Genomic DNA, 23,056 nt, shown 5'->3' with positions numbered 1-23,056 from the left:
GAGCATGCCTGCTCATCCCGCGGTCCGTCCTATTTTGCCGGTTCTTCTTTTATCCATTTTTTATAGATTTTTTCGTACCTGCCGTCGGCTTTCATTTTTTTCAAAGAGGCGTTGATTTCTTTGACAAGGCCGGATTGGCCTTTTTTGACGGCGATTCCGTAAGGTTCATCGGTGAAGGTTTCGCCTGTCAGCTGATATTGTTTATTTTCATCCGCCATGCCGTATAAAATCGCATTATCGGTTGTGAGCGCATCTCCCTGTCCCGCTTTAAGCGCAGTGAACGCTTCGGCGTAATTTTCAAATTCCAGCACTGAGGCGTCAGGCGCTTTTTCCCTGATGTTCTGTGAGGAAGTGGAGCCTTTTACCGCCAATACTTTTGAGCCTTTTCCCAGGTCTTCGGTGCTTTTGATGCTGCTTCCTTTTTTGACGAGCAGGGATTGCCCGGCTTCAAAATAAACATCTGAGAAATCAACTTCTTTTTTCCGCTCATCCGTTATCGTCATCGTGGCGGTGATGGCGTCGATATCGCCGTTTTGCAGCATCGGAATCCTCGTTTTTGACGTCACTTCTTTAAATTCCGCTTTCTTCTCATCCCCCAGAATATCTTTTGCGAGCTGTTTTGAGATATCAATATCGAAGCCTTCAATATCACCGGAGCTTGGGTTTTTCAGCCCGAATAACCTCGTATCGGTTTTGACGCCGAAGATGATTTTGTCTCTGTCTTTAATAGAGGCTAACGTGTCTTTTCCCGTTCCTTTTGAATCCCCGGACGTTTCTTTCCCTCCGCAGGCTGCCAGCATAAAGACGGCCAGCAGTGATATCAATCCGAATGACAACCATTTTGTTACGCGTGACATAAGCGCTCCTCCGTTTCTTTTCAGTGATTTAAAATACGGCTTAAGAATAAACGCGCCCTCTCTTCACGGGGGCTTTCGTAAAATTCAGCCGGTGCAGCTTCTTCTAAGATGGATCCGCCGTCGATAAACACGATGCGGTCCGCCACTTCTTTTGCGAATCCCATTTCATGTGTGACGACTGCCATGGTCATGCCTTCCTTTGCGAGTGTTTTCATGACATCCAGCACTTCCCCTATCATTTCCGGATCAAGCGCGGATGTGGGTTCATCAAACAGCATAATCTCGGGCTTCATCGCAAGCCCCCTGGCGATGGCGACACGCTGCTGCTGGCCGCCGGAAAGCTGTGAAGGATAAGCGTCCGCTTTGTCCGGTATACCGACTTTTTTCAAATAGTATAAGGCCGTTTCCTTTGCTTCTTCTTTTGATTGCTTGAGCACTTTGATCGGTGCGAGCATGATGTTTTGCAGAACGGTTTTGTGCGGGTACAGATGAAAATGCTGAAACACCATGCCGATATTCCGGCGGACCTGATTGATATCCGTTTTCTTGTCATGGATGGAGACGCCGTTTACCGTTAAGGCGCCTCCATCAACTGTTTCCAGCTGATTAATGCAGCGGAGAAGCGTGCTTTTTCCCGATCCTGAAGGTCCGATGATAACGACGACTTCCCCTTTTTTAATGTGCAGATTAATGTTTTTCAGCACGTGGAAATGTCCGTAGTGCTTATTTACATCCTGAAATGAAATCATGGCCATCCTCCTTAAAAAACATGAGTCATATTGACTGGACAGTTTTGAAATCCTTTAACACATTACGATGGTTATACAGACTTTTATGAATATTAGTTAGATTATTTCGTAATTTCTGATAATTATTTCCGTCAAGAGGTCTGCGTCATAAGGCGGAGTTTATGAATCGGGAATAATTCCGGCTTTCTGTCAAAAGATAAAGCAAGAGGTGAAACGTCATGCTTCAAAAACCGCTGCAGCTCTTAATGTGGACGGCTGTATGTCTGCTCGTTTTGTTAACAGTGTATGTCTTTTGCATGCTCGATATGTTATGGTCTCCCATTTGGCTTGTTATAAAATCTCTCTTTATTCCTATATTCATCGCAGTATTTATTGCTTATCTTTTACTTCCGATTACTGAATGGCTTCATAGAAAAGGGATGCCTAGAACTTTAAGCCTGCTTCTGATTTATTGCCTGTTTTTCGGCGGAATCGGCTGGGGGGTTTATAAAGGGGTTCCTGTTTTAATTGAACAGCTGCAGGATCTGTCTGAGAGCATTCCCGGTCTGGCCGAAAACTACAACAGCATGCTGAGGCATCTGCATAATCACACAGATCATTGGCCTGACGGCATGCACCATCGGATGGACAAAATGATTCAGCAGACAGAAACGTTTCTTGCCGGCACGATTGAAAGCACGATCAGAAGCATCCGTTTCGTGCTTGATTATATCCTGATCGCGGCGACGATTCCTTTTCTCGTGTTCTATATGGTGAAGGATATAGACGTTATGAAAAAGACGGTCTGGTATTTGACGCCGAAATCCTGGAGAAAAAGGGGGAGTGAATTTCTGCGGGATGTGGACGACTCTCTCGGTGATTACATCCGCGGTCAGCTTCTCGTTTGTTTTTTGCTCGGGTTCATAGCCGGCGTTTCATTTTGGCTGTTCGGGCTTCCTTACCCGCTGATTTTGGGCCTTGCCATCGGGATTACGAATGTCATCCCGTATTTCGGTCCGTTTATCGGCGCTGTGCCGGCGCTGCTCCTTTCGCTGGCGATTTCCTCCAAGGCTGTGATCATCGTAATCGTCACGATTTTTATTCTTCAATTTATAGAAGGAAACATTTTGAGCCCGCTCATTGTCGGGCGAAGTCTCAGGATGCACCCCGTCGTGATCATGCTTGCGCTTCTTGCCGGAGGGGAGCTCGCGGGCATTCCCGGCATGATTCTCGCTGTTCCGGCGGCAGCCGTTTTAAAAGTGACGGCCATTCACTTTTTGCGGATCAGGACGGAACATTGACATTCGGGTTCTGCTTGTCTATAATTTCGAGTAGAATACATACGAATCTCGAGTGACGGATATGAGTACGCCGAAGCCCTGTTTAAGAGAGAAGCTCCGATACGCTGAAAGGAGCTTCAGCAGAAGATCGGCCGAAGCTAATCCTGAGTGCAGTTAAAGGCTGCCGCAATCCTGCGTTACGGGATGAAAGGTGACAGGCCTTTTTCGGCCTGTAATCAGGGTGGTACCGCGAGACAGCTCTCGTCCCTGTGTGAACGCATGGTTTGCATAGGGAGAGAGCTTTTTTGCTGTCGCAAAAGAGAATTTCGGGTAGTGATAAGGAGGAATATAGATGAAACACTTAACTTCTGCTGAAGTGCGTCAAATGTTTTTAGATTTCTTTAAAGAAAAAGGCCATGCCGTTGAACCGAGCGCCTCATTGGTTCCGCATGAAGATCCGTCTTTATTATGGATCAACAGCGGCGTTGCGACGCTGAAAAAATACTTTGACGGCCGCGTTGTGCCGGAGAATCCGAGAATTGTAAACGCGCAAAAATCAATCCGCACAAATGATATTGAAAATGTGGGGAAAACGGCGCGCCATCACACGTTCTTTGAGATGCTCGGAAATTTTTCCATCGGTGATTATTTTAAAGAAGAAGCCATCACGTGGGCTTGGGAGTTTTTAACGAGCGAAAAGTGGATCGGCTTTGATCCGGAGCTGCTGTCTGTAACGGTTCACCCTGAGGATGAAGAAGCTTATACGCTATGGGCGGAAAAAATCGGCGTTCCGGAAGAAAGAATCATCCGTCTGGAAGGGAACTTCTGGGATATCGGCGAAGGCCCGAGCGGACCGAATACAGAAATTTTCTATGACCGCGGCGAGAAATACGGCAATGATCCGTCAGATTCTGAATTGTATCCGGGCGGCGAAAATGACCGCTATCTTGAAGTGTGGAACCTGGTATTCTCAGAGTTCAACCACAACCCGGACGGCACGTACACACCGCTTCCGAAGAAAAACATTGATACGGGCATGGGGCTTGAACGGATGGTCTCCGTGATTCAGGACGTCCCGACAAACTTTGACACTGATTTGTTTATGCCGATTATTGAAGCAACAGAGCGTATTTCCGGAGATACTTACGGAAAGGATGCAGTGAAGGATACGGCCTTTAAAGTGATCGCCGATCATATCAGAACGGTCGCATTTGCGGTAAGCGACGGAGCTCTGCCGTCAAATGAAGGGCGCGGGTATGTACTGAGACGCCTCTTGCGCCGGGCAGTGAGATACGCGAAAACCATCGGTATCAGCCGTCCGTTTATGTACGAGCTGGTTCCGACTGTTGCAGGAATTATGGACGCTTTCTATCCGGAGGTGAAAGAAAAGCAAGAGTTTATCGCCAAAGTCATCAAAACGGAGGAAGAGCGCTTCCATGAAACATTAAACGAAGGTCTGGCCATTTTATCCGACGTGATAAAGAAAGAGAAGGAAAAAGGCAGCGGCATCATCTCCGGAAAAGACGTATTCAAACTGTACGATACGTACGGATTCCCGGTTGAATTGACGGAGGAATACGCGGAAGATGAGCAAATGAAGGTTGACCATAAAGGCTTTGAAGCCGAAATGGAAAAACAGCGTGAACGGGCGAGAAATGCGCGCCAAGATGTAGGAAGCATGCAGGTGCAGGGCGGCGCATTGCGCGACATTACCGCAGAAAGCACATTTGTCGGCTACAATTCCGTAAAAGCTGAAGCGAAGGTAATCGAGCTTCTTCATGACGGGCAATTAATCAGCGAGGCGCAGGAAGGGGATACCGTCCAAATCCTTCTCGACAAAACGCCTTTCTATGCTGAAAGCGGCGGACAGATCGGTGACAGAGGAGTGCTGAGGAGCGAGCAGGCTGTCGTAACCATTAAAGACGTGAAAAAAGCTCCGAACGGTCAGCATGTACACGAAGGCACGGTGGATAGCGGCACGATTCAAAAAGGCGCAAGCGTGACGGCTGAAGTTGAAGATCAAATGAGAAGCGGCGTGGTGAAAAACCATACAGCAACCCACCTTCTGCACCAGGCGCTGAAAGACGTTCTCGGCACACATGTCAACCAAGCGGGTTCACTCGTTACCGAAAATCGTCTGCGTTTTGACTTCTCTCATTTCGGTCAAGTGACAAAAGAAGAACTTGAACGCATTGAAGGAATCGTCAACGAAAAAATCTGGGAGAGCATTCCGGTAGCGATTGATTTGAAACCGATCAATGAAGCGAAAGAAATGGGCGCGATGGCCCTGTTCGGCGAGAAATACGGCGATATCGTTCGCGTCGTACAAGTCGGAGATTACAGCCTTGAGCTTTGCGGCGGATGCCATGTCACGAATACGGCTGAAATCGGTCTGTTTAAAATCGTATCCGAATCAGGGATCGGCGCAGGTACGCGAAGAATCGAAGCCGTAACAGGAAAAGGCGCTTATCAGGAAATGAACAGCCAGCTCAGCCTTCTGCAGCACGCTGCGGACGAGCTGAAATCAAACGTAAAAGACGTACCGAAGCGAATTCAGTCTCTTCAAGCAGAGCTGAAGGAAGCGCAAAGAGAAAATGAATCATTGCTCAGCAAACTTGGCAATGTGGAAGCCGGAGCCATTCTGTCTAAAGTAAAAGACATCGGCGGCGTAAAAGTGCTGGCTGAAAAAGTAAATGCGAAAGACATGAACCACCTTCGCACTATGGTGGATGATCTGAAAGCGAAGCTCGGTTCTGCGGTCATCATTCTCGGCGCCGTGCAAAACGAGAAAGTCAACCTTTCAGCAGGCGTGACGAAAGACCTGATCGAAAAAGGCCTTCACGCCGGCAAAATGGTCAAACAAGCGGCTGAAGTCTGCGGAGGCGGAGGCGGAGGCCGTCCGGACATGGCGCAGGCCGGCGGAAAGCAGCCTGAAAAATTGGAAGAGGCGCTCGCATCTGCGGAAGATTGGATAAAATCCGTTTTATAATCCTTTCAACTAGTGTAGAATGATGATAAGATGAGGACCTCAGGCTGAACTTTGCCTGCGAATTTGGGAAAGAGGTGCAAAACGGTGAGCTCGTTTGATAAAACGATGAAATTTAATTTCTCCGATGATTCTGCTGAAACAAACGTCGAAGAAGTGCTGAATACAGTATATGATGCGCTTCAGGAAAAGGGGTACAATCCTATCAACCAGATTGTCGGATACTTGCTGTCTGGAGATCCTGCATACATTCCTAGGCATCGCGACGCCCGGAACTTAATTCGCAAACTGGAACGTGACGAATTAATCGAGGAATTGGTAAAATCCTATCTAGAACAGCATAAAGAGGCGTAAATACATTCATGAGAATATTGGGACTTGATCTTGGAACGAAAACACTCGGCGTAGCTTTAAGCGATGAAATGGGCTGGACCGCTCAAGGCATTGAGACGATAAAAATAAACGAGGCTGAAGGAGATTACGGTCTGGACCGTTTATCCGAGCTGATGAAAGACTATAATGTAGAGAAGATCGTGCTCGGTTTTCCGAAAAACATGAACGGGACGATCGGTCCGAGAGGCGAAGCCAGCCAAACATTTGCGAAACTGCTTGAAACAGCGTACAATGTCCCTGTTGTGCTGTGGGACGAGCGTCTGACGACGATGGCGGCTGAAAAAATGCTGATCGCGGCTGACGTCAGCAGGCAAAAACGAAAAAAAGTCATTGATAAAATGGCGGCTGTCATGATCCTTCAAGGATATCTGGACAGTTTAAACTAAGAGGTGAAAGAAATGGAACACGGCGAAAAACACATTACAATTGTCGATGATCAAGGCAACGAACAGCTTTGCGAAGTGCTGTTCACATTTGAAAACGACACATTCAACAAATCTTACGTACTTTATTATCCGATTGATGCTCAAGACGATGATGAAATCGAAATTCACGCTTCAAGCTTCGAACCGAACGAAAACGGTGAAGACGGCGAACTGATGCCGATTGAAACTGATGAAGAGTGGGAAATGATCGAAGAAACGCTGAACACGTTTTTAGCGGAAGAAGACGAAGAATAAAATGAACAGAAAAAGCCGGAGCGCATATGTGCTTCGGCTTTTTTTTGTAATAAATTGCCGAATGCACATGAATCATGTAGTATAAGAGCTGTTGGGAGGAAAATACTTGTATGAATATCAATCAGACTAAAAATTCATTTCCGCGTAAAAACAAAAAAACAACGATAATACTGTCCTCCGTGATTGCTCTGCTTATCATCATTTGCGGTGCTTTTTTCTATGGAAAATCTCTGCTGTCTCCGGTTGACAAAGGCAGCAAAACGGCAGTCAATATTAATATTCCTAGCGGTTCTTCCGTTTCGGCAATCGCTGAAATTCTTGAGGATCAGCATGTCATCAAAAGCAAAAAAGCATTTCAGCTGTATGTGAAGTATAAAGGCGCTTCCGGGTTTCAGGCGGGATTTTACCACCTGAATAAAGGAATGGATGCGGATGCGATTATCAAAAAACTGACCGCGGGATCAACGGGATATGCCTTTCAGATCTCCGTTCCTGAAGGAAAACAGCTTACACAGATTGCGGATGCGATCGCAAAAGAAACATCATATTCAAAAGAAGAGATTATGGCGAAACTGGATGACAAAACATTCATCGGCAAACTGAAAAAACAGTTTCCTGATACAATAACGGACGCACTTTCAAACAAGAAGCTCAAGCATCCGCTCGAAGGCTATCTGTATCCGGCCACATATCCGTTTAATGATCCGGATGCATCGCTTGACACGATTTTGACGGCAATGGTTCAGGAAACAAACACCCGTATCGAAACGTATAAATCTGAACTGGAAAAAAAGAAACTTTCCGTCCATAACGCGCTGACGATGGCATCGCTTATTGAAGAAGAAGCCACCGCCAAAGCCGACCGTCACAAAATCGCCAGCGTTTTTTACAACAGGCTTGCAGAAAAAATGCCGCTGCAGACTGACCCGACGGTATTATATGCGGCCGGCAGGCATAAAAGCCGGGTCTACTACAAAGACCTGAAAATTGATTCTCCGTTTAATACGTATAAACATAAGGGGCTGCCGCCGGGACCGATTGCAAATGCCGGCGATTCATCATGGGAAGCGGCTCTCCGCCCTGACAAAACGGATTATCTCTATTTCCTTGCAAAATCAAACGGCGAGGTCGTTTTCACCAAAACATTAAAAGACCATAATAAAGCGAAGGAAAAGTATATTTCCAAAAAAGACAGCGAATAAAAGGAGGGCAAAAGCTCTCCTTTTATTCCATTCTGAAAGGTTTTATGATAAAATATATCGGGTTGTTTACTTATGGATAAAGAAGTGTCTTAAGAGAGTGTCCCCGCGGATTCGTCAGGGGCACTCCTTTTTAGAACGGAGGCTGTTTGCCGTGAATGATCGGTATGAACAAATAAACGAGTATATAAACGCGATGCTGAAGCCTCGGCCTGATAAAGTGAAAAAGCTTGAAGCCTATGCAAAAGAGCACCATGTTCCGATTATGGAAGAAGCGGGCATTGAAGTGCTGCTTCAAATGCTGTCGATTCAACAGGCGAAAAACATTTTGGAAATCGGCGCGGCAATCGGATATTCCGCCATACGGATGGCGCTTGAGCTTCCGGATGCGAATATTTACACGATTGAACGGGACGACAAACGCTATGAAGAAGCTGTGAACAATATAAAAGACTTTGAAATGGAAAAACGGATTCACGTAATGCACGGGGATGCGCTGGAACTTTCTGAGTCTGTCCGTGTCACGGCTCCTTATGATGCCATTTTTATCGACGCGGCCAAAGGCCAGTACACGAACTTTTTTGAGCTCTATGAACCGATGCTTGCGCCGGATGGAGTCATTTTTACGGACAATGTTCTGTTTAAAGGACTGGTGGCACAAAATCACTCGGACATTGAGCCGAAAAGAAGACGGAAGCTTGTTGAAAAAATTGATCAATATAACCAATGGCTGATGAACCGGCCTGACTATCAAACGGTCATACTGCCGGTCGGAGACGGCATCGCCATCAGTAAAAAGAAGAGGTGAATGATCATGAAAAAACCTGAACTTTTGGTGACTCCGACTTCTGTACAGGATATTCTTCCGCTCATTCAAGCGGGCGCAACGGCCCTGTTAGTCGGAGAACAGAGATACGGCCTGAGACTGGCCGGTGAATTTTCAAGAGAAGATATAAAAGAAGCCGTAAAGACAGCTCATCAGGAAGGCGCGAAAGTGTACGCCGCCGTCAATGCTATTTTTCACAACGAAAAAGTGGACGAGCTGAACGGCTATCTTGCCTTTTTGCAGGAGGCCGGCGTTGATGCGGCTGTTTTCGGTGATCCGGCCGTTTTAATGGCGGCGCGTGAAGCGGCTCCCGATCTCAAACTGCACTGGAGCACGGAAACAACGGGTACCAACTACTATTCCTGCAATTACTGGGGACGCAAAGGCGCACGGCGGGCAGTGCTGGCTAAAGAATTAAATATGGACAGCATCATTGACATAAAAGAAAACGCCGAAGTGGAAATTGAAATTCAAATCCACGGCATGACGTGCATGTTCCAATCGAAGCGTTCTTTAGTGGGCCATTACTTCGAATACCAGGGAAAAGTCATGGACATCGAACAGAAGAAAAAAGAAGCGGGAATGTTTCTGCATGACAAGGAACGGGGCAATAAATACCCGATTTTTGAAGATGAAAACGGCACGCACATCATGAGCCCGAACGATGTGTGCATGATTGATGAATTAGAGGACCTGATGGACGCCGGCATCGATTCTTTCAAAATTGACGGAGTTTTGAAGTCTCCTGAATACTTAACTGAAGTGACCCGCATGTACAGAGAAGCAATCGATCTGTGCTTTGAAAGCCGAGAGACATACGAAGAGAAAAAAGAGAGCTGGATAGAGCGGATTGAAAGCATTCAGCCTGTGAACAGAAGCATCGACACAGGATTCTTCTTTAAAGAAACGGTCTATTAAAAAGGAGGGTGCAACGGATGACAGCCGTAAATCAAACCATTTCCAAAGTCGTAAACGGAAAACGCGTCATTACGAAAAAACCTGAACTCCTTGCTCCGGCAGGAAACCTTGAAAAATTAAAAATTGCCGTTCATTACGGAGCGGACGCGGTTTTTATCGGAGGACAGGAATACGGACTCCGCTCAAATGCGGATAACTTCTCAATAGAAGAAATCGCAGAGGGCGTAGAATTTGCCAAAAAATACGGGGCAAAAATATATGTGACAACAAACATTTTCGCCCATAATGAAAATATGGACGGTCTGGAAGAATACTTAAAAGCGTTGGGAGACGCAAAAGTTGCCGGAATTATCGTCGCTGATCCGCTGATTATTGAAACATGCCGGAGAGTGGCCCCGGACGTAGAAATTCACCTCAGCACACAGCAGTCCCTTTCAAACTGGAAAGCGGTGCAGTTCTGGAAAGAAGAAGGGCTTGACCGCGTGGTGCTTGCCCGTGAAACGAGCGGACTGGAAATTAAAGAAATGAAGGAAAAGGTGGATATTGAAATTGAAACCTTTATCCACGGCGCTATGTGTATCGCTTATTCAGGACGATGCGTGCTGAGCAATCACATGACGGCCCGGGATTCCAACCGCGGCGGCTGCTGTCAGTCCTGCCGCTGGGATTATGACCTGTATCAGACAGACGGTGCAAACGCGGTCGCGCTTTATGACGAAGAAGACGCTCCGTTTGCGATGAGCCCGAAAGATTTAAAATTGATTGAATCCATTCCGCAAATGATCGAGATGGGTATCGACAGTCTGAAAATTGAAGGCCGGATGAAATCGATTCATTACGTTGCGACGGTTGTCAGCGTGTATCGCAAAGTCATCGACGCATACTGCGCTGATCCTGAAAACTTTGTCATTCAAAAAGAATGGCTGGATGAGCTGGACAAATGTGCAAACCGGGATACCGCGCCTGCTTTCTTTGAAGGCACGCCCGGGTATGAAGAGCAGATGTTCGGCGAACACGGAAAGAAAACAACATTTGATTTTGCCGGTCTCGTGCTCGCGTATAACGAGGAAACTCAAATGGTGACGCTCCAGCAGCGCAATTTCTTTAAACAAGGTGACGAAGTGGAATTTTTCGGTCCTGAAATCGACAATTTCACATTCACAATCGGCACTATTTGGGACGAAGACGGAAACGAGCTTGATGCTGCCCGCCATCCCCTGCAAATCGTTACATTTAAAGTAGACAAAAAGATTTATCCGAGCAACATGATGAGAAAGGGGAAGTAATCACCAATGGGTAAGAGTCCTGTAGTTATAGGCATCGCAGGAGGTTCCGGATCAGGAAAAACAAGCGTCACCCGTTCCATCTATGAACAGTTTAAAGGACACTCGATTTTAATGATCCAGCAAGACCTTTATTATAAAGACCAAAGCCATCTTCCGTTTGAAGAAAGGCTGAACACAAACTATGATCACCCGCTCGCATTTGATAATGACTATTTAATCGAGCATATTCAAGAGCTTTTGAATTACCGGCCGATAGAAAAGCCGATTTATGATTATAAACTGCATACGCGTTCTGAGGAAACCATTCCGGTTGAGCCGAAGGATGTCATTATTCTGGAAGGCATTCTCGTCCTCGAAGATAAAAGACTTCGCGACCTCATGGATATGAAACTTTATGTCGACACGGACGCGGATCTCCGTATCATCAGACGGATTATGAGAGATATTAACGAAAGAGGCCGTTCAATCGATTCTGTCATTGAGCAGTATGTGTCCGTCGTCAGACCGATGCACAATCAGTTTGTTGAACCGACGAAACGCTACGCGGACATCATTATTCCGGAAGGCGGACAAAACCACGTCGCAATTGATCTGATGGTCACGAAGATTCAAACGATCCTTGAACAAAATGCAATTTTGTAATACCATAGCATAGACATAAATAACTCAGACCATATTATGTATAGGCTGGAAGGGAATGAGACAGTTCCCTTCTTTCCCTGTTTATAAACCGAAACATTTGCAGAAAACACACATTCAGTTTAAGATAAACAGTACCTATATGGGAGAGAAGAACGAGGACTGCCCTGTGTTCTCATTCTTGATTTTTTCGTTTATGCTCTCATACATAATCACACGTTATTGTTGAGGGACAACCACCAAGGAGTGAAGGAACATGGCACAAGAAAAAGTTTTTCCGATGACTCACGAAGGAAAACAAAAACTTGAACAAGAATTAGAGCAATTGAAAACGGTTAAACGTAAAGAAGTAGTAGAGCGCATTAAAATCGCAAGAAGCTTCGGAGATCTGTCAGAGAACTCTGAGTATGATTCCGCAAAAGAAGAACAGGCATTTGTGGAAGGGCGCATCACGACGCTTGAAAACATGATCCGCAATGCGAAAATCATCGAGGACGACGGCGGTTCAAATGTAGTCGGTTTGGGAAAAACCGTATCATTCATCGAATTGCCGGACGGTGAAGAAGAATCTTACACGATTGTCGGAAGCGCTGAAGCTGATCCGTTTGAAGGAAAAATCTCAAACGACTCGCCAATCGCAAAAAGCCTGCTCGGCAGAAAAGTGGACGAAGAAGTGACAGTTCAGACGCCGGGCGGAGAAATGCTCGTGAAAATTGTGAAAATTTCATAAGATCCGTTTAACAATGAAACACCTCGTCCAAAATGTGGATGAGGTGTTTTTTATGATCGTATCAAAAAGGCTGAAAACGGCCGTGATTTGTTTTCTGCTCGTGTTTTTCTTTCTGCTTGCTAGGCTGGCTGAAATTCAGCTGTTTTTTACAGAATCTTTTTCAAAATCCAATATTAATCTGATTCAGGAAAGCGTCAAGCAGCGGACGGAAGAAGTCCTTATTTCAGACGGACGCGGCTCTTTTCTTGATCGGAACGGCAAAGAGCTGACCGGAAAAAAGCAGCCTGCCGTCATACTGTTTCCCTTTCTCGTGACGCAAGATTGGCCGGTTGACCGGGTATCAGACATTCTCGGAATGAAACAGGGGGAGCTCAGGCAGCTGCTCACGGAAGCAAAAAAACCGGTGATCCTGAACAGCAGAAAAATAAAACATTTGACGAAACAATCCGTGGCAAATATCAATTCTTTGAAATATCCCGGCATTTACGGCGTATATATGAAAGACAGCAAAGAAACAAACATAGCCGCTCATCTGTTGGGCGCGACAAACCAGGACCCTGAGCTTTTGAAAAAGAAATACCCCGGGAGGAAGGAACTGCCGATCACGGCAAAAATCGGGACAAGCGGGATGGAGCGGACGTTTGATGAGTTTTTACTGGCGGATCAGGACACAAAACTTTTGTATCATGTCGACGGAAGGGGAAACCCTTTATTCGGAATGGACGTCAAATATACGGCTGAAGCAAACGCGTTTTATCCGCTGCAAGTCAAAACCTCCATCGACCGCAATATTCAAGAAGCAATGGAAGATGTATTGAAAGACCGCGGGTTAAAAAAGGGGGGAGCCGTCCTTTTAGACATTGAAAAAAGCAGTGTGCTCGGAATGGTATCAAAGCCTGACGCTGACATGTCAAAGCAGCAGACACTGCAAAATTACATGCTGACGCCGATTTATCCGGGATCAGTGTTTAAAACGGTGATCGCCGCAGCCGCAATAGAACAAAACGAAGTGAAGCCGGGCACATCCTTTAACTGCAATCTCAACCTGTACGGAGAGCCGGGGGATGACAAAGGCACGCTCAGTTTTGGAGAAAGCTTTGCCCAAAGCTGCAATTATACGTTTACAAGTCTTGCGGAAAAATTGATCAAAAAAGATGATTCCGTTATTGAAAACATGGCGGAAAAACTAGGTCTCACACAGCGGGCGGGCTGGGAAGGCAAGCTGTACCGGGAAGACGGATTCAGGCAGCTGTATAATGAAAAAAGCGGGGTCATTTGGGGAGATGACAAAGACAAAACCGTAAAAAAAGCCGTCGCACAGACGGCGATCGGGCAAAAAAACGTGAAAGTCACGCCTCTTGAAGTCGCCAATATGATGGCGGCGATCGCGCGCGGCGGTGAAAAAAAACAAGTCAAAATTGCGGACAAAATTGAATACAAAAACAAAACGACGATGGCGTCATTCAAAGATCAGCCGTTAAAAGGGGAAAACATCGACAAATATACGGCGCAGCAGCTTCAAAAAATTCTCAGAGAAGTCGTCACCTCACCGAAAGGAACCGGCCGAAGGTTTCAGGATCTGCCGTATGAGATAGCAGGCAAATCGGGAACGGCCCAGACGGGAATGTTCACAAAAGAAAAACAGACGCTTTACCACAAATGGTTTGCGGGATACTTTCCCGCGGACAAGCCGAAATACGCTCTCGTGGTGCTGCACATGGACACGCCGGGGGATAAGGCTCTGACAAATACAGTGTTTTATGATATTGTTAAAAAGGTACATGAAAATGAAACAAATCAGACATAGAACAACCGCTCAGCCCATGTTAAAATATATGCTGAGCAAGAGGGATAAAGGAGTGCAGAATGATTGAGCAATAAACAATCTCGTTTTGAAAACCGTGATAAGCGCAGAAAAGCAAATATGGTGCTTAACATTTTAATTGCTATCGTATCTATTCTTATTGTCGTCGTTGCAGTCAGCCTCTTCATCAACAGTCCGTCGAGCGACGTGAGCGAAAAAGCGGACACGAGCCAGAAGCAGGAAACACCTGCATCAGGCAAGACGAAGCAGACATCCGATGAAGACATAAAAGACAGCAAAAAAGATAAGGCATCAGACGATGACAAAAAAGATAAACAGGATAAGGACACATCTGATTCATCTTCAGACTCTGACAGCAAAAAAGACGATGATTCATCGAAAAGTGATGACAGCAGCAAAAAAGACTCTGATTCAAGCGATCCTTTTAAAGGAGCAAAAATAACAGAGGGCGGCTCATCAAGCGATGTCGAGAAAACAATTGTTAACCCAAAATGGAAAGCGGTCGGAACAAAGCAGACGGGAGAACATGCGGCGACGTATGACTCAAGCTCTGAAGACTGGTCCGAAATGCTTGACGCCATCTCTTACGCAACAGGCGTGTCAAAAGATCACATGACAGTGCTGTGGCTCGGAAACAATGGAAGCCCGCAAGATGCGAAGGGTAAAGTTTTAGACAAAACGAACGGCAAAAAGTATCAGGTCACCATCACTTGGAAAGACAAAAAAGGCTGGAAGCCGACAAAAGTAGAAACGTTAAAATAACCGCAAAAAAGCAGCTGATTATTCAGCTGCTTTTTTCTGTCATACGTCAGCTGAAAAATGCACCGACGCGCTGTAAAGGATTCTGCCGTCAACGGCCGTCACCTGATGGGATACAGAACGGACGCGAAGCATAATCGCCTGGTTGTTTTCAATCTGAACGTTTATTTTCTTTTCAAGCTCCTGCAAAGATGCCGCTTCGAAAAATTCTACTTTATCTTTGATTAAATCCAATTGAAAATTCATCAGTACAGATCCTCCTGATTTTTCTTCTGAGTCAATGAAAGTATAAGCCTTTCTGCCGTAATTGCGCAATAATCCCAAAGTATTTTAGTACCCTTCCATTCTTTTTTGTGATAGGATAGGAACTGTTCCACGATTAATCCATACTATACTCATAGGAATTATAAATTATGGAGAGTGAAAAATATGGGCCGTGAATTTATTCCATTATTTGAAGATTGGGCAGCGACTTATGATGCCACAGTGCACGGGGCAGACAAACAATATGCTGATGTTTTTAAAGGGTATGACAATATTCTTGACAGCATCGTCGCACTTTCAGGTTCAAACGTTTTAGAGTTCGGACCGGGCACAGGGAATTTAACGGCGAAATTAGCCGCCGCGAACAAAAAGGTGTTTGGTGTAGAACCGTCTCCGTCAATGAGAAAACTGGCGGCTGACAAGCTTTCTGACAAAGCCGTGTTCAGTGACGGAGATTTTCTGGAGTTTCCCGCTCCGCCTTTTCAAATAGATACCATCGTCAGCTCGTACGCCTTTCATCATTTAACCGATGAAGAAAAGCGAACGGCTGTAAAGCAGTATGGCACAATCCTTCAGAAGCATGATAAAATAGTGTTTGCCGATACCGTCTTTAAAGATCATGAAGCTTATGATGAAACAATTAAAAAAGCAATCCGAAACGGCTATCATCAATTAGCGGACGATTTAAAGACGGAACATTATCCGACACTCGGGACAATGAAAAACATCTTTTCAGAAGAGGGATTTGCCGCGCGGTTTACGCAGCAAAATGACTTTGTCTGGATAATGGAGGCGATTAAACGGTAAATCGAAGGGATTGTGTATAAATGAAACTGGCAGTCATCGGAGCAATGGAAGAGGAAGTTACGATTTTAAGAAGCAAACTGAAAGACGCAAAACAAGAGATGATCGCTCACTGTGAGTTTACGACGGGCAGCTATGAAGGCGTCGAAGTTATCTTGCTGAAATCGGGGATCGGAAAAGTCAACGCCGCGATCAGCACGACGCTTCTGCTTGACCGTTTCAAACCTGATTATGTGATTAACACAGGCTCAGCGGGAGGTTTTCATCATACATTGAATGTAGGCGACGTCGTCATCTCAACAGATGTCCGCCATCATGACGTGGATGTGACGGCGTTTGACTATGAATACGGACAGGTGCCGGGTCTTCCGGCAGCATACAAAGCTGATGAAAAGCTGATCAGTATTACTGAGGAAGCGGTTTCTGAACTGAACGGCATTCAAGTCGCCAAAGGCACAATCGCTACGGGAGATTCTTTTATGAATGATCCGAAGCGGGTTGAAGACGTACGCGCCAAATTTGCGGATTTGTACGCGGTTGAAATGGAAGCTGCGGCTGTCGCACAGGTGTGCCACCAGTTCAAAACGCCTTTTGTTGTCATCAGAGCTTTATCTGATATTGCCGGAAAAGAATCTGACGTTTCATTTGATAAATTTTTAGAACAGGCTGCCGTTCATTCAACTGAGCTTGTCCTGAATGTCATCAAACGAATTCACTAAGCGGGGGATTCTCGTTCTCCTCCGCTTTTCCAGGAGGAGGACATATATTGAACGTGATAACAGATATTACAGAACTGATCGGAAATACACCGCTGCTCCGTCTCAAGCATTTTGATATACCGGAGGGAACAGCGGTTTATGCTAAACTTGAGATGATGAATCCGGGCGGAAGCATTAAAGACAGGCTGGGCGGGATGCTCATTGAAGATGCGCTTCGCACGGGAAAGGTGAAACCGGGCGGCGTTATCATCGAAGCGACTGCCGGAAACACCGGGATCGGACTCGCTCTGTGCGCCAGAAAGCATCAGCTTCGCGCCGTTTTTTGCGTCCCGGAGCATTTCAGCAGAGAAAAGCAGCAAATTATGAAAGCTCTCGGAGCGGACATCGTGCATACCCCGAGAGAAGAAGGCATGCAGGGAGCCATTCGAAAAGCGCTTGAACTGGAGAGAGAGATTAATAATTCTTATGCCGTTCTGCAATTTAAAAACCGAGTAAATCCATTGACTTACTATAAAACGATCGGACCTGAAATATGGAACGCGCTCGGCGGGGATATCCACACCTTTGTCGCAGGAGCGGGTTCCGGCGGCACCTTTGCCGGTACGGCAGCTTATTTAAAAGAGAAAAATCCTGCCGTCAAAACGGTGATCGTTGAACCGGAAGGCTCGATCCTGAACGGAGGAGAGCCGCATGCCCATAAAACGGAAGGCATCGGCATGGAGTTTATCCCGGAATATATGGACGAGAACCATTTTGACGCCATTTACACAGTGGATGACGATACGGCGTTTTCGCTTGTCAGAGAAGCGGCCGAGAAAGAAGGCCTATTAATCGGAAGCTCTTCAGGGGCGGCTCTTTATGCAGCGCTTGAAGAAGCGAAAAAAGCGCCCGCCGGATCAAATATCGTCACTATTTTCCCTGACGGCAGCGATCGATATATAAGCAAAAACATTTTTCAAGGAGGTCAGTAAGATGAAGAAAAAAACGCTGATGGTGCACGGAGGAATTACGGGAGATGAAAAAACAGGAGCGGTTTCCGTACCGATTTATCAAGTAAGCACGTACCGGCAGCCGAAAGCGGGCGAGCACACGGGTTATGAATATTCAAGAACGGCCAATCCGACGCGGGCGGCGCTTGAAAGCTTAATTGCGGAGCTTGAAGGCGGCGCGGCGGGATATGCGTTCGGCTCAGGCATGGCTGCGATTACTGCCGTCATGATGCTGTTTGACAGCGGCGATCATGTTATTTTGACGGATGATGTATACGGCGGCACTTACCGGGTGATGACAGGTGTGCTGAACCGCTTCGGCATTGAAGCGGACTTTGTTGATACGAGCAGTGAAGAAAAAGTCAAAAAGGCCATTCGCCCGAATACGAAAGCCATTTATATCGAAACACCGACAAACCCGCTATTGAAAGTGACTGACCTCAAACTGATGTCTGACATCGCAAAAGAAGCGGGCGTATTGCTTATCGTCGATAATACATTTTACACGCCGTATTTCCAGCAGCCGCTCAGCTTTGGCGCGGACATCGTGCTGCACAGCGCGACAAAATATCTCGGCGGCCACAGTGATGTCGTCGGCGGCTTAGTCGTGACGGCTGATAAAGAGCTCGGTGAAAAGCTTCATTACGTGCAAAACTCAACGGGCGGCGTTTTAGGACCGCAGGATTCATGGCTTTTAATGAGAGGCATTAAAACACTCGGACTCAGAATGGATGCCATCAATCACAGCGCCGGGAAAATCGCCGAGCTGCTTGAAGCGCATGATGCCGTTCAGACGCTCTACTATCCGGGATCAGCGAAACATCCGGGCCATGAGCTGACAAAAGCGCAAAGCTCCGGTTTCGGCGGAATGATTTCCTTTGATATCGGCAGCAGTGAACGCGTCGACGCATTTTTAGAAAAATTGAACCTGTTTACAATCGCTGAAAGCTTAGGAGCGGTTGAAAGCTTAATCTCCGTGCCGTCCAGAATGACGCACGCTTCGATCCCGCGCGACCGCCGGCTTGCGCTTGGCATTACCGACGGGCTCGTACGGATCTCAGTCGGTATTGAGGATACTGAGGATTTAACGGCGGATGTGAAACAGGCGCTTGATTCACTTTTATAAAGAATGGATAGATTTACATTCTCTGTCGGCTGTCAGCTTGTATTATAATGTTGGTAGACTATAAAACTGGCAGGTGACCTTATATGGAGAAGAAAAGACTGAAATCATTAATAGAAGATTTTAAGCATTACGCATTTATTCTGCTTGCAGTCAGCACCTTCATTTATATCGGCGCGGTTCTTCCCGGACAAGGGCTGACTGCGGGCCAGAAAATGCTGATGTTTGTAACGGATTGTGCATTTTTAGCGGGCGCTTATTTCTGCGTTGACCGTTCACTTATTTATAAAAAGAGGCTGGAAGAGGCCGATGAATAAAAAAAAGCCATTGTCTTTTGACAATGGCTTTTTCATTTCTTATTCAGATGGGGTTTCGCGTAATTCTTTTCCCATTCCTTTTAAAAACTGCAACCCGAAGCCGAGCGCGCGGTTAATATCAGGATCACCGACGGCTTTCATCAGTTCAAACATACTGACTTTCCTGTCCTCTTTTAAAAATCTTTGCGCCTGATCCGTCCCGGCCATGGCGCTTTCTAAAAGTCTGCCCATAAATTCGGGATCAGCTTTTGACAGCGCGCCTCCCGCGGCCATCATCGTATTCAGAAGATTGGTGACAGGTTCCCGGGAAATCTGTCCGAGTGCGATTTTGGCAATCTCCTCTTTTGCCTGGAGCATATAGCCGGCGGCATCAAAAATGCCCAAGCCATTCAGCTCTGCCATAATAGACATCGTTTTCGCGACGGCTTCTTCATTTTCTGCGAGAAGCGTCTTCAGTTCTTCCAGTTTTTCAGCTTTCAGCTGTTCCTCTGTTTTCGTTTCTTTTTGAATTTCAGTAATTGGGCTTGCCATAATGTTTCCTCCTTTCCTTAATCAGTTAAGTGCACATAGCCCGGACGGTTCCATTTTCGCTGAGCTTCCACACCGTTTTGCGGATGACGTTTTTTGTTCCGCGGATTCGTTTTCGGAAGCGGCGGTGTACCACAGGAACCGAGCACTTCCATGCGGACTTTTGTCTGTTTATAGGCAGGTGTATGTGTCCGTGAATCATACGCAGGCCCGGTCAGGAAATTAATCGCAGAATCTTTATCTGTAGAGTTCATCGGCAGATAAAGCTCATTTGCGCGGACACGGTCTGTCACAAGCGCATTCAATTTAACCGCCCCAAAAGGAGAGACGAGCCGGATCATTGTTCCGTCGCAAATTCCGCGTTCAGCCGCGAGCTCCGGCGATACTTCAACAAAAACATCCGGCACTTTAGACTGAATGCCCTTCGATTTGTTTGTCATGTTTCCTTCGTGGAAATGTTCAAGCATCCGTCCGTTGTTAATATGCAGGTCATATTCTTCAGGGAATACGGCAGGCTCCACCCAATCGCTCAGCGCAAAACGGGCTTTTTTGTCCGGGAAGTTAAAGCCGTCTTCATAAAGAAGCGGAGTGCTTTCTCCCGTAAAGCTTCCCCACAGAAAGCTGTTCCAGCCGCTAAGAACGTCGTAGCTTGCTTTTCCGAACAGCGGAGAAAGGCTTGCCATTTCTGAGAAAATGTCGCTTGGATGCGTGTAATTCCAATCAGCGCCTAAACGATTGGCGACTTCCTGAATAATCCACCAGTCGGGTTTGGCATCGCCTAGTGTCGGAAGCGCCTGATACAATCTTTGTACACGACGCTCTGTGTTTGTAAATGTTCCGTCTTTTTCAAGAGATGGAACTGCAGGCAGGATGACATCCGCGTATTGCGCCGTTCTTGAAAGGAAAATATCCTGCACAACAAAGAAATCAAGGCTGGATAAAATGTCATGAACATGGTTGGCGTTTGAATCGACGAGCGCCATATCTTCACCGACAAGATACATGGCTTTCATGTTTCCTTCTTCAATCGCATGGAGCATTTCGATATTATCAAGACCCGGCTTGCCGTCAATTTCAACACCGTAAGCTTTTTCGAATTTAGCGCGTGCCGCATCATCGGTAATATGCTGATACCCCGGAAGCCAGCCTGGAAGAGTTCCCATATCGCAAGCGCCTTGAACGTTGTTATGTCCCCGCAGCGGATAGGCTCCGGCGCCCGGGCGGCGGTAGTTCCCTGTGGCAAGCAGCAGATTGGAAATCGCCGCTGATGTATCAGAGCCGCCTGTATTCTGGGTAACGCCCATGCCCCAAAGAACACAAGTGCCGTCTGCATCACGAATCATTTCGGCAATGCGGATGATCGTATCCTGAGAAAGTCCGGTGATGCGCTCCGCATATTCTAATGTATACTTTTTCAGCGTTTCTTTATAATCTTCAAAGTAGTTGACATTCTCATCAATAAACGCTTGATCGTGCCAGCCTTGGTCAATCATATATTTTGTCACTGCCATGAGCCAGACTTGGTCAGTCCCTTGTTTCGGGCTGATAAAGAGGTCGGACCGTTCAGCCATTTCATTTCTGCGCAGATCGGCAACAATTAATTTTTGTCCGTGTAGCTTATGGGCGCGTTTCACGCGTGTGGCCAGAACCGGATGTCCTTCTGCCGGATTGGCGCCGACGATGAGCACGAGGCCCGCTTTTGCGATATCTTTAATTGTGCCGGCGTCGCCGCCCATACCGACTGTGCGGAATAAGCCGTCCGTTGCCGGTGACTGGCAGTAGCGTGAACAGTTATCCACGTTGTTGGTTTCAAATACTTGACGCGCTAATTTTTGAATAACGTAGTTGTCTTCATTCGTAATTTTAGAAGAAGAAATAAAACCGACAGAACCATTTCCGTGTTCGGCCTTGATCGAACCGAGTCTTGAAGCGACAAGATCAAGAGCTTCTTCCCATGACGATTCAACAAATGCGCCGTTTTTCCGGATAAGCGGTTTTGTAATCCGTTCTTCCGAATTCACGAAGTCCCAGCCGAATTTCCCTTTCACACAAGTGGAAATCGCGTTAACCGGAGCATCGGAAACAGGCTGAATTTTAAGGATGTCACGGCCTTTTGTCCATACTTCAAAAGAGCATCCGACGCCGCAGAACGTGCAGACTGTTTTTGTTTTTTTCGTCCGTTTATCGCGCATAGCCGCTTCCACTTCTGACACGGCGAAGATGCTTGTATAGTCGGGTTCAACATTTTTCACTAAATCAATCATCGGTTCCATGACATCTTCTTTTATTCCTGTCATAAATCCGGCTTGGCCGAGCATTGATTTTTCCATCAGTGCGTTACAAGGGCAGACAGTGACACATTGGCCGCAGCTGACGCAGGATGATTCATTAATGGCGACGCCTTCATCCCAAATGACCCGCGGGCGGTCGCGCTCCCAATCAATTGAAAGGGTCTCATTCACCTGAAGGTTTTGACACACTTCCACACATTGGCCGCAGGCGATGCATTGGTTCGGATCATAGCGGTAAAACGGGTGAGACATATCAACCGCGCACTTTGAATCATCTTTCGGCGTATACGGATATTTCTGATGCTCAATTCCCATCATTTCCGCTGTATTATGCAGTGTGCAGTTGCCGTTGTTGTTATCGCATACCGTACAGTAAAGCAGGTGATTCTCGAGCAGGCGGTCCATGGCCTCTGTCTGAGCCTCTTTTACCCTTCCCGACGTAAGCGAGATGGACATCCCGTTTTCTGCAGCCGTGGAACAAGAGCGCTGCAATTTCCCATTTACTTCAACAATACAGGTGTCACATGTTTGAATCGGATCTACTTCCGGTACATGGCATATTTGCGGAATCTCAATGCCGTTTTGGATTAAAATATCTAAAATCTTTGACCCCTCTGGTGCTTCATACTCCGTGCCGTCAATTTTGACACGGATAGACTGAACGTCTGTCACTTCCAATTCCCCTCCATCTTTTAAACTCGAAAAAAAGCCATGCACATAGATACCGGCCTCCTGTCCGGAGAACGGTATAAATACGCATGGCGGAATAGTTCACTAGCAAGTCTTACTAACAGACCAATCCTATTTGTATAAAACGATAGACTCGTAACACGTTTCCTATTACAAATCCATCTTCACTGCTTTTATTATAAGGTGATATTTATTATAATACAATACGAAAGGAAAACTTTAACC

Annotated in this window: 23 protein-coding genes and 1 other annotated feature; of the genes, 18 read left to right on the top strand and 5 right to left on the bottom strand. The window is 46.4% G+C overall.

Going from position 1 to position 23,056, the window contains the following annotated elements:
- Positions 1-29: 29 nt before the first annotated feature.
- Both VP472_RS12735 and VP472_RS12730 read right to left on the bottom strand, forming a co-directional pair.
- The gene (locus VP472_RS12735) at positions 30-857 is read right to left on the bottom strand and encodes a transporter substrate-binding domain-containing protein (protein ID WP_070082155.1); all 828 of its coding nucleotides are present in this window, start codon (positions 855-857) and stop codon (positions 30-32) included.
- A 20-nt stretch (positions 858-877) separates the two neighbouring features.
- Positions 878-1,606 carry an amino acid ABC transporter ATP-binding protein gene (locus tag VP472_RS12730; RefSeq protein ID WP_014305489.1) on the bottom strand — a complete coding sequence of 243 codons (729 nt, stop codon included), beginning with the start codon at positions 1,604-1,606 and terminating at the stop codon, positions 878-880.
- A 218-nt stretch (positions 1,607-1,824) separates the two neighbouring features.
- Here VP472_RS12730 and VP472_RS12725 point away from each other — a divergent pair, with 218 nt between their 5' ends.
- The 13 genes from VP472_RS12725 (at position 1,825) to VP472_RS12665 (ending at position 15,109) form a co-directional block, all read left to right on the top strand.
- Positions 1,825-2,886 carry an AI-2E family transporter gene (locus VP472_RS12725; protein ID WP_014305488.1) on the top strand — a complete coding sequence of 354 codons (1,062 nt, stop codon included), beginning with the start codon at positions 1,825-1,827 and terminating at the stop codon, positions 2,884-2,886.
- Between the two features lie 43 nt (positions 2,887-2,929).
- Positions 2,930-3,137: a binding site (T-box leader), on the top strand.
- An 80-nt stretch (positions 3,138-3,217) separates the two neighbouring features.
- Positions 3,218-5,854, top strand: a complete 2,637-nt coding sequence (gene alaS / locus VP472_RS12720; RefSeq protein ID WP_146277229.1) for an alanine--tRNA ligase — start codon at positions 3,218-3,220, stop codon at positions 5,852-5,854.
- An 84-nt stretch (positions 5,855-5,938) separates the two neighbouring features.
- The gene (locus tag VP472_RS12715) at positions 5,939-6,205 is read left to right on the top strand and encodes an IreB family regulatory phosphoprotein (protein ID WP_012118070.1); all 267 of its coding nucleotides are present in this window, start codon (positions 5,939-5,941) and stop codon (positions 6,203-6,205) included.
- An 8-nt stretch (positions 6,206-6,213) separates the two neighbouring features.
- Entirely contained in the window at positions 6,214-6,630 is a 417-nt protein-coding gene (gene ruvX, locus VP472_RS12710; protein WP_003152750.1) for a Holliday junction resolvase RuvX, read from the top strand.
- Positions 6,631-6,642: 12 nt separating this feature from the next.
- Positions 6,643-6,924 carry a DUF1292 domain-containing protein gene (locus VP472_RS12705; RefSeq protein ID WP_003152751.1) on the top strand — a complete coding sequence of 94 codons (282 nt, stop codon included), beginning with the start codon at positions 6,643-6,645 and terminating at the stop codon, positions 6,922-6,924.
- A gap of 110 nt (positions 6,925-7,034) precedes the next feature.
- Positions 7,035-8,126 carry an endolytic transglycosylase MltG gene (mltG, locus tag VP472_RS12700; protein ID WP_013353010.1) on the top strand — a complete coding sequence of 364 codons (1,092 nt, stop codon included), beginning with the start codon at positions 7,035-7,037 and terminating at the stop codon, positions 8,124-8,126.
- 151 nt (positions 8,127-8,277) lie between these two features.
- Complete coding sequence (locus VP472_RS12695; RefSeq protein ID WP_003152755.1) at positions 8,278-8,931, top strand: O-methyltransferase; 654 nt, start codon at positions 8,278-8,280, stop codon at positions 8,929-8,931.
- Between the two features lie 6 nt (positions 8,932-8,937).
- Complete coding sequence (locus VP472_RS12690) at positions 8,938-9,867, top strand: peptidase U32 family protein (RefSeq protein ID WP_003152757.1); 930 nt, start codon at positions 8,938-8,940, stop codon at positions 9,865-9,867.
- 17 nt (positions 9,868-9,884) lie between these two features.
- Positions 9,885-11,153 (top strand): peptidase U32 family protein, encoded by a 1,269-nt coding sequence (locus tag VP472_RS12685; RefSeq protein WP_003152759.1) that lies wholly within the window; start codon positions 9,885-9,887, stop codon positions 11,151-11,153.
- A 6-nt stretch (positions 11,154-11,159) separates the two neighbouring features.
- Positions 11,160-11,795, top strand: a complete 636-nt coding sequence (udk, locus tag VP472_RS12680; protein ID WP_003152763.1) for a uridine kinase — start codon at positions 11,160-11,162, stop codon at positions 11,793-11,795.
- Positions 11,796-12,048: 253 nt separating this feature from the next.
- Positions 12,049-12,522 carry a transcription elongation factor GreA gene (gene greA, locus VP472_RS12675; RefSeq protein ID WP_003152766.1) on the top strand — a complete coding sequence of 158 codons (474 nt, stop codon included), beginning with the start codon at positions 12,049-12,051 and terminating at the stop codon, positions 12,520-12,522.
- A 52-nt stretch (positions 12,523-12,574) separates the two neighbouring features.
- Complete coding sequence (locus VP472_RS12670) at positions 12,575-14,329, top strand: peptidoglycan D,D-transpeptidase FtsI family protein (protein ID WP_003152768.1); 1,755 nt, start codon at positions 12,575-12,577, stop codon at positions 14,327-14,329.
- Positions 14,330-14,392: 63 nt separating this feature from the next.
- Positions 14,393-15,109, top strand: a complete 717-nt coding sequence (locus VP472_RS12665) for a YrrS family protein (protein ID WP_003152769.1) — start codon at positions 14,393-14,395, stop codon at positions 15,107-15,109.
- A 39-nt stretch (positions 15,110-15,148) separates the two neighbouring features.
- Here VP472_RS12665 and VP472_RS12660 read toward each other — a convergent pair whose 3' ends face one another.
- Positions 15,149-15,352: a YrzA family protein gene (locus tag VP472_RS12660; protein ID WP_003152771.1), complete on the bottom strand. Its 204-nt coding sequence runs from the start codon at positions 15,350-15,352 to the stop codon at positions 15,149-15,151.
- Between the two features lie 183 nt (positions 15,353-15,535).
- On the opposite strand from VP472_RS12660, the gene VP472_RS12655 reads away from it, so the two are divergent.
- From VP472_RS12655 to VP472_RS12635, 5 genes are all read left to right on the top strand, one after another.
- On the top strand, positions 15,536-16,177 hold the full coding sequence (locus tag VP472_RS12655) for a class I SAM-dependent methyltransferase (protein ID WP_013353005.1): 642 nt from the start codon (positions 15,536-15,538) through the stop codon (positions 16,175-16,177).
- A gap of 20 nt (positions 16,178-16,197) precedes the next feature.
- Positions 16,198-16,893, top strand: coding sequence for a 5'-methylthioadenosine/S-adenosylhomocysteine nucleosidase (gene mtnN, locus VP472_RS12650; RefSeq protein WP_003152774.1), 696 nt, complete (start codon positions 16,198-16,200; stop codon positions 16,891-16,893).
- A 47-nt stretch (positions 16,894-16,940) separates the two neighbouring features.
- Positions 16,941-17,864, top strand: a complete 924-nt coding sequence (locus VP472_RS12645; protein WP_146277227.1) for an O-acetylserine dependent cystathionine beta-synthase — start codon at positions 16,941-16,943, stop codon at positions 17,862-17,864.
- A gap of 1 nt (position 17,865) precedes the next feature.
- On the top strand, positions 17,866-19,008 hold the full coding sequence (locus VP472_RS12640) for a bifunctional cystathionine gamma-lyase/homocysteine desulfhydrase (protein WP_146277225.1): 1,143 nt from the start codon (positions 17,866-17,868) through the stop codon (positions 19,006-19,008).
- An 83-nt stretch (positions 19,009-19,091) separates the two neighbouring features.
- The gene (locus VP472_RS12635; protein ID WP_013353003.1) at positions 19,092-19,322 is read left to right on the top strand and encodes a YrhC family protein; all 231 of its coding nucleotides are present in this window, start codon (positions 19,092-19,094) and stop codon (positions 19,320-19,322) included.
- A 39-nt stretch (positions 19,323-19,361) separates the two neighbouring features.
- Here the strand turns inward: VP472_RS12635 and VP472_RS12630 are convergent, their stop codons facing one another.
- Both VP472_RS12630 and fdhF read right to left on the bottom strand, forming a co-directional pair.
- Entirely contained in the window at positions 19,362-19,853 is a 492-nt protein-coding gene (locus VP472_RS12630) for a helical membrane plugin domain-containing protein (RefSeq protein WP_003152780.1), read from the bottom strand.
- A 17-nt stretch (positions 19,854-19,870) separates the two neighbouring features.
- Positions 19,871-22,813, bottom strand: coding sequence for a formate dehydrogenase subunit alpha (fdhF, locus tag VP472_RS12625; protein WP_146277496.1), 2,943 nt, complete (start codon positions 22,811-22,813; stop codon positions 19,871-19,873).
- Positions 22,814-23,056 lie beyond the last annotated feature (243 nt).

It is taken from the genome of Bacillus sp. MT(2024) (assembly GCF_036362845.1).
Lineage (GTDB): Bacteria > Bacillota > Bacilli > Bacillales > Bacillaceae > Bacillus > Bacillus velezensis.
Note: the sequence above shows the minus strand (reverse complement) of the source record. Positions and strands in the feature narration are given on the sequence as shown.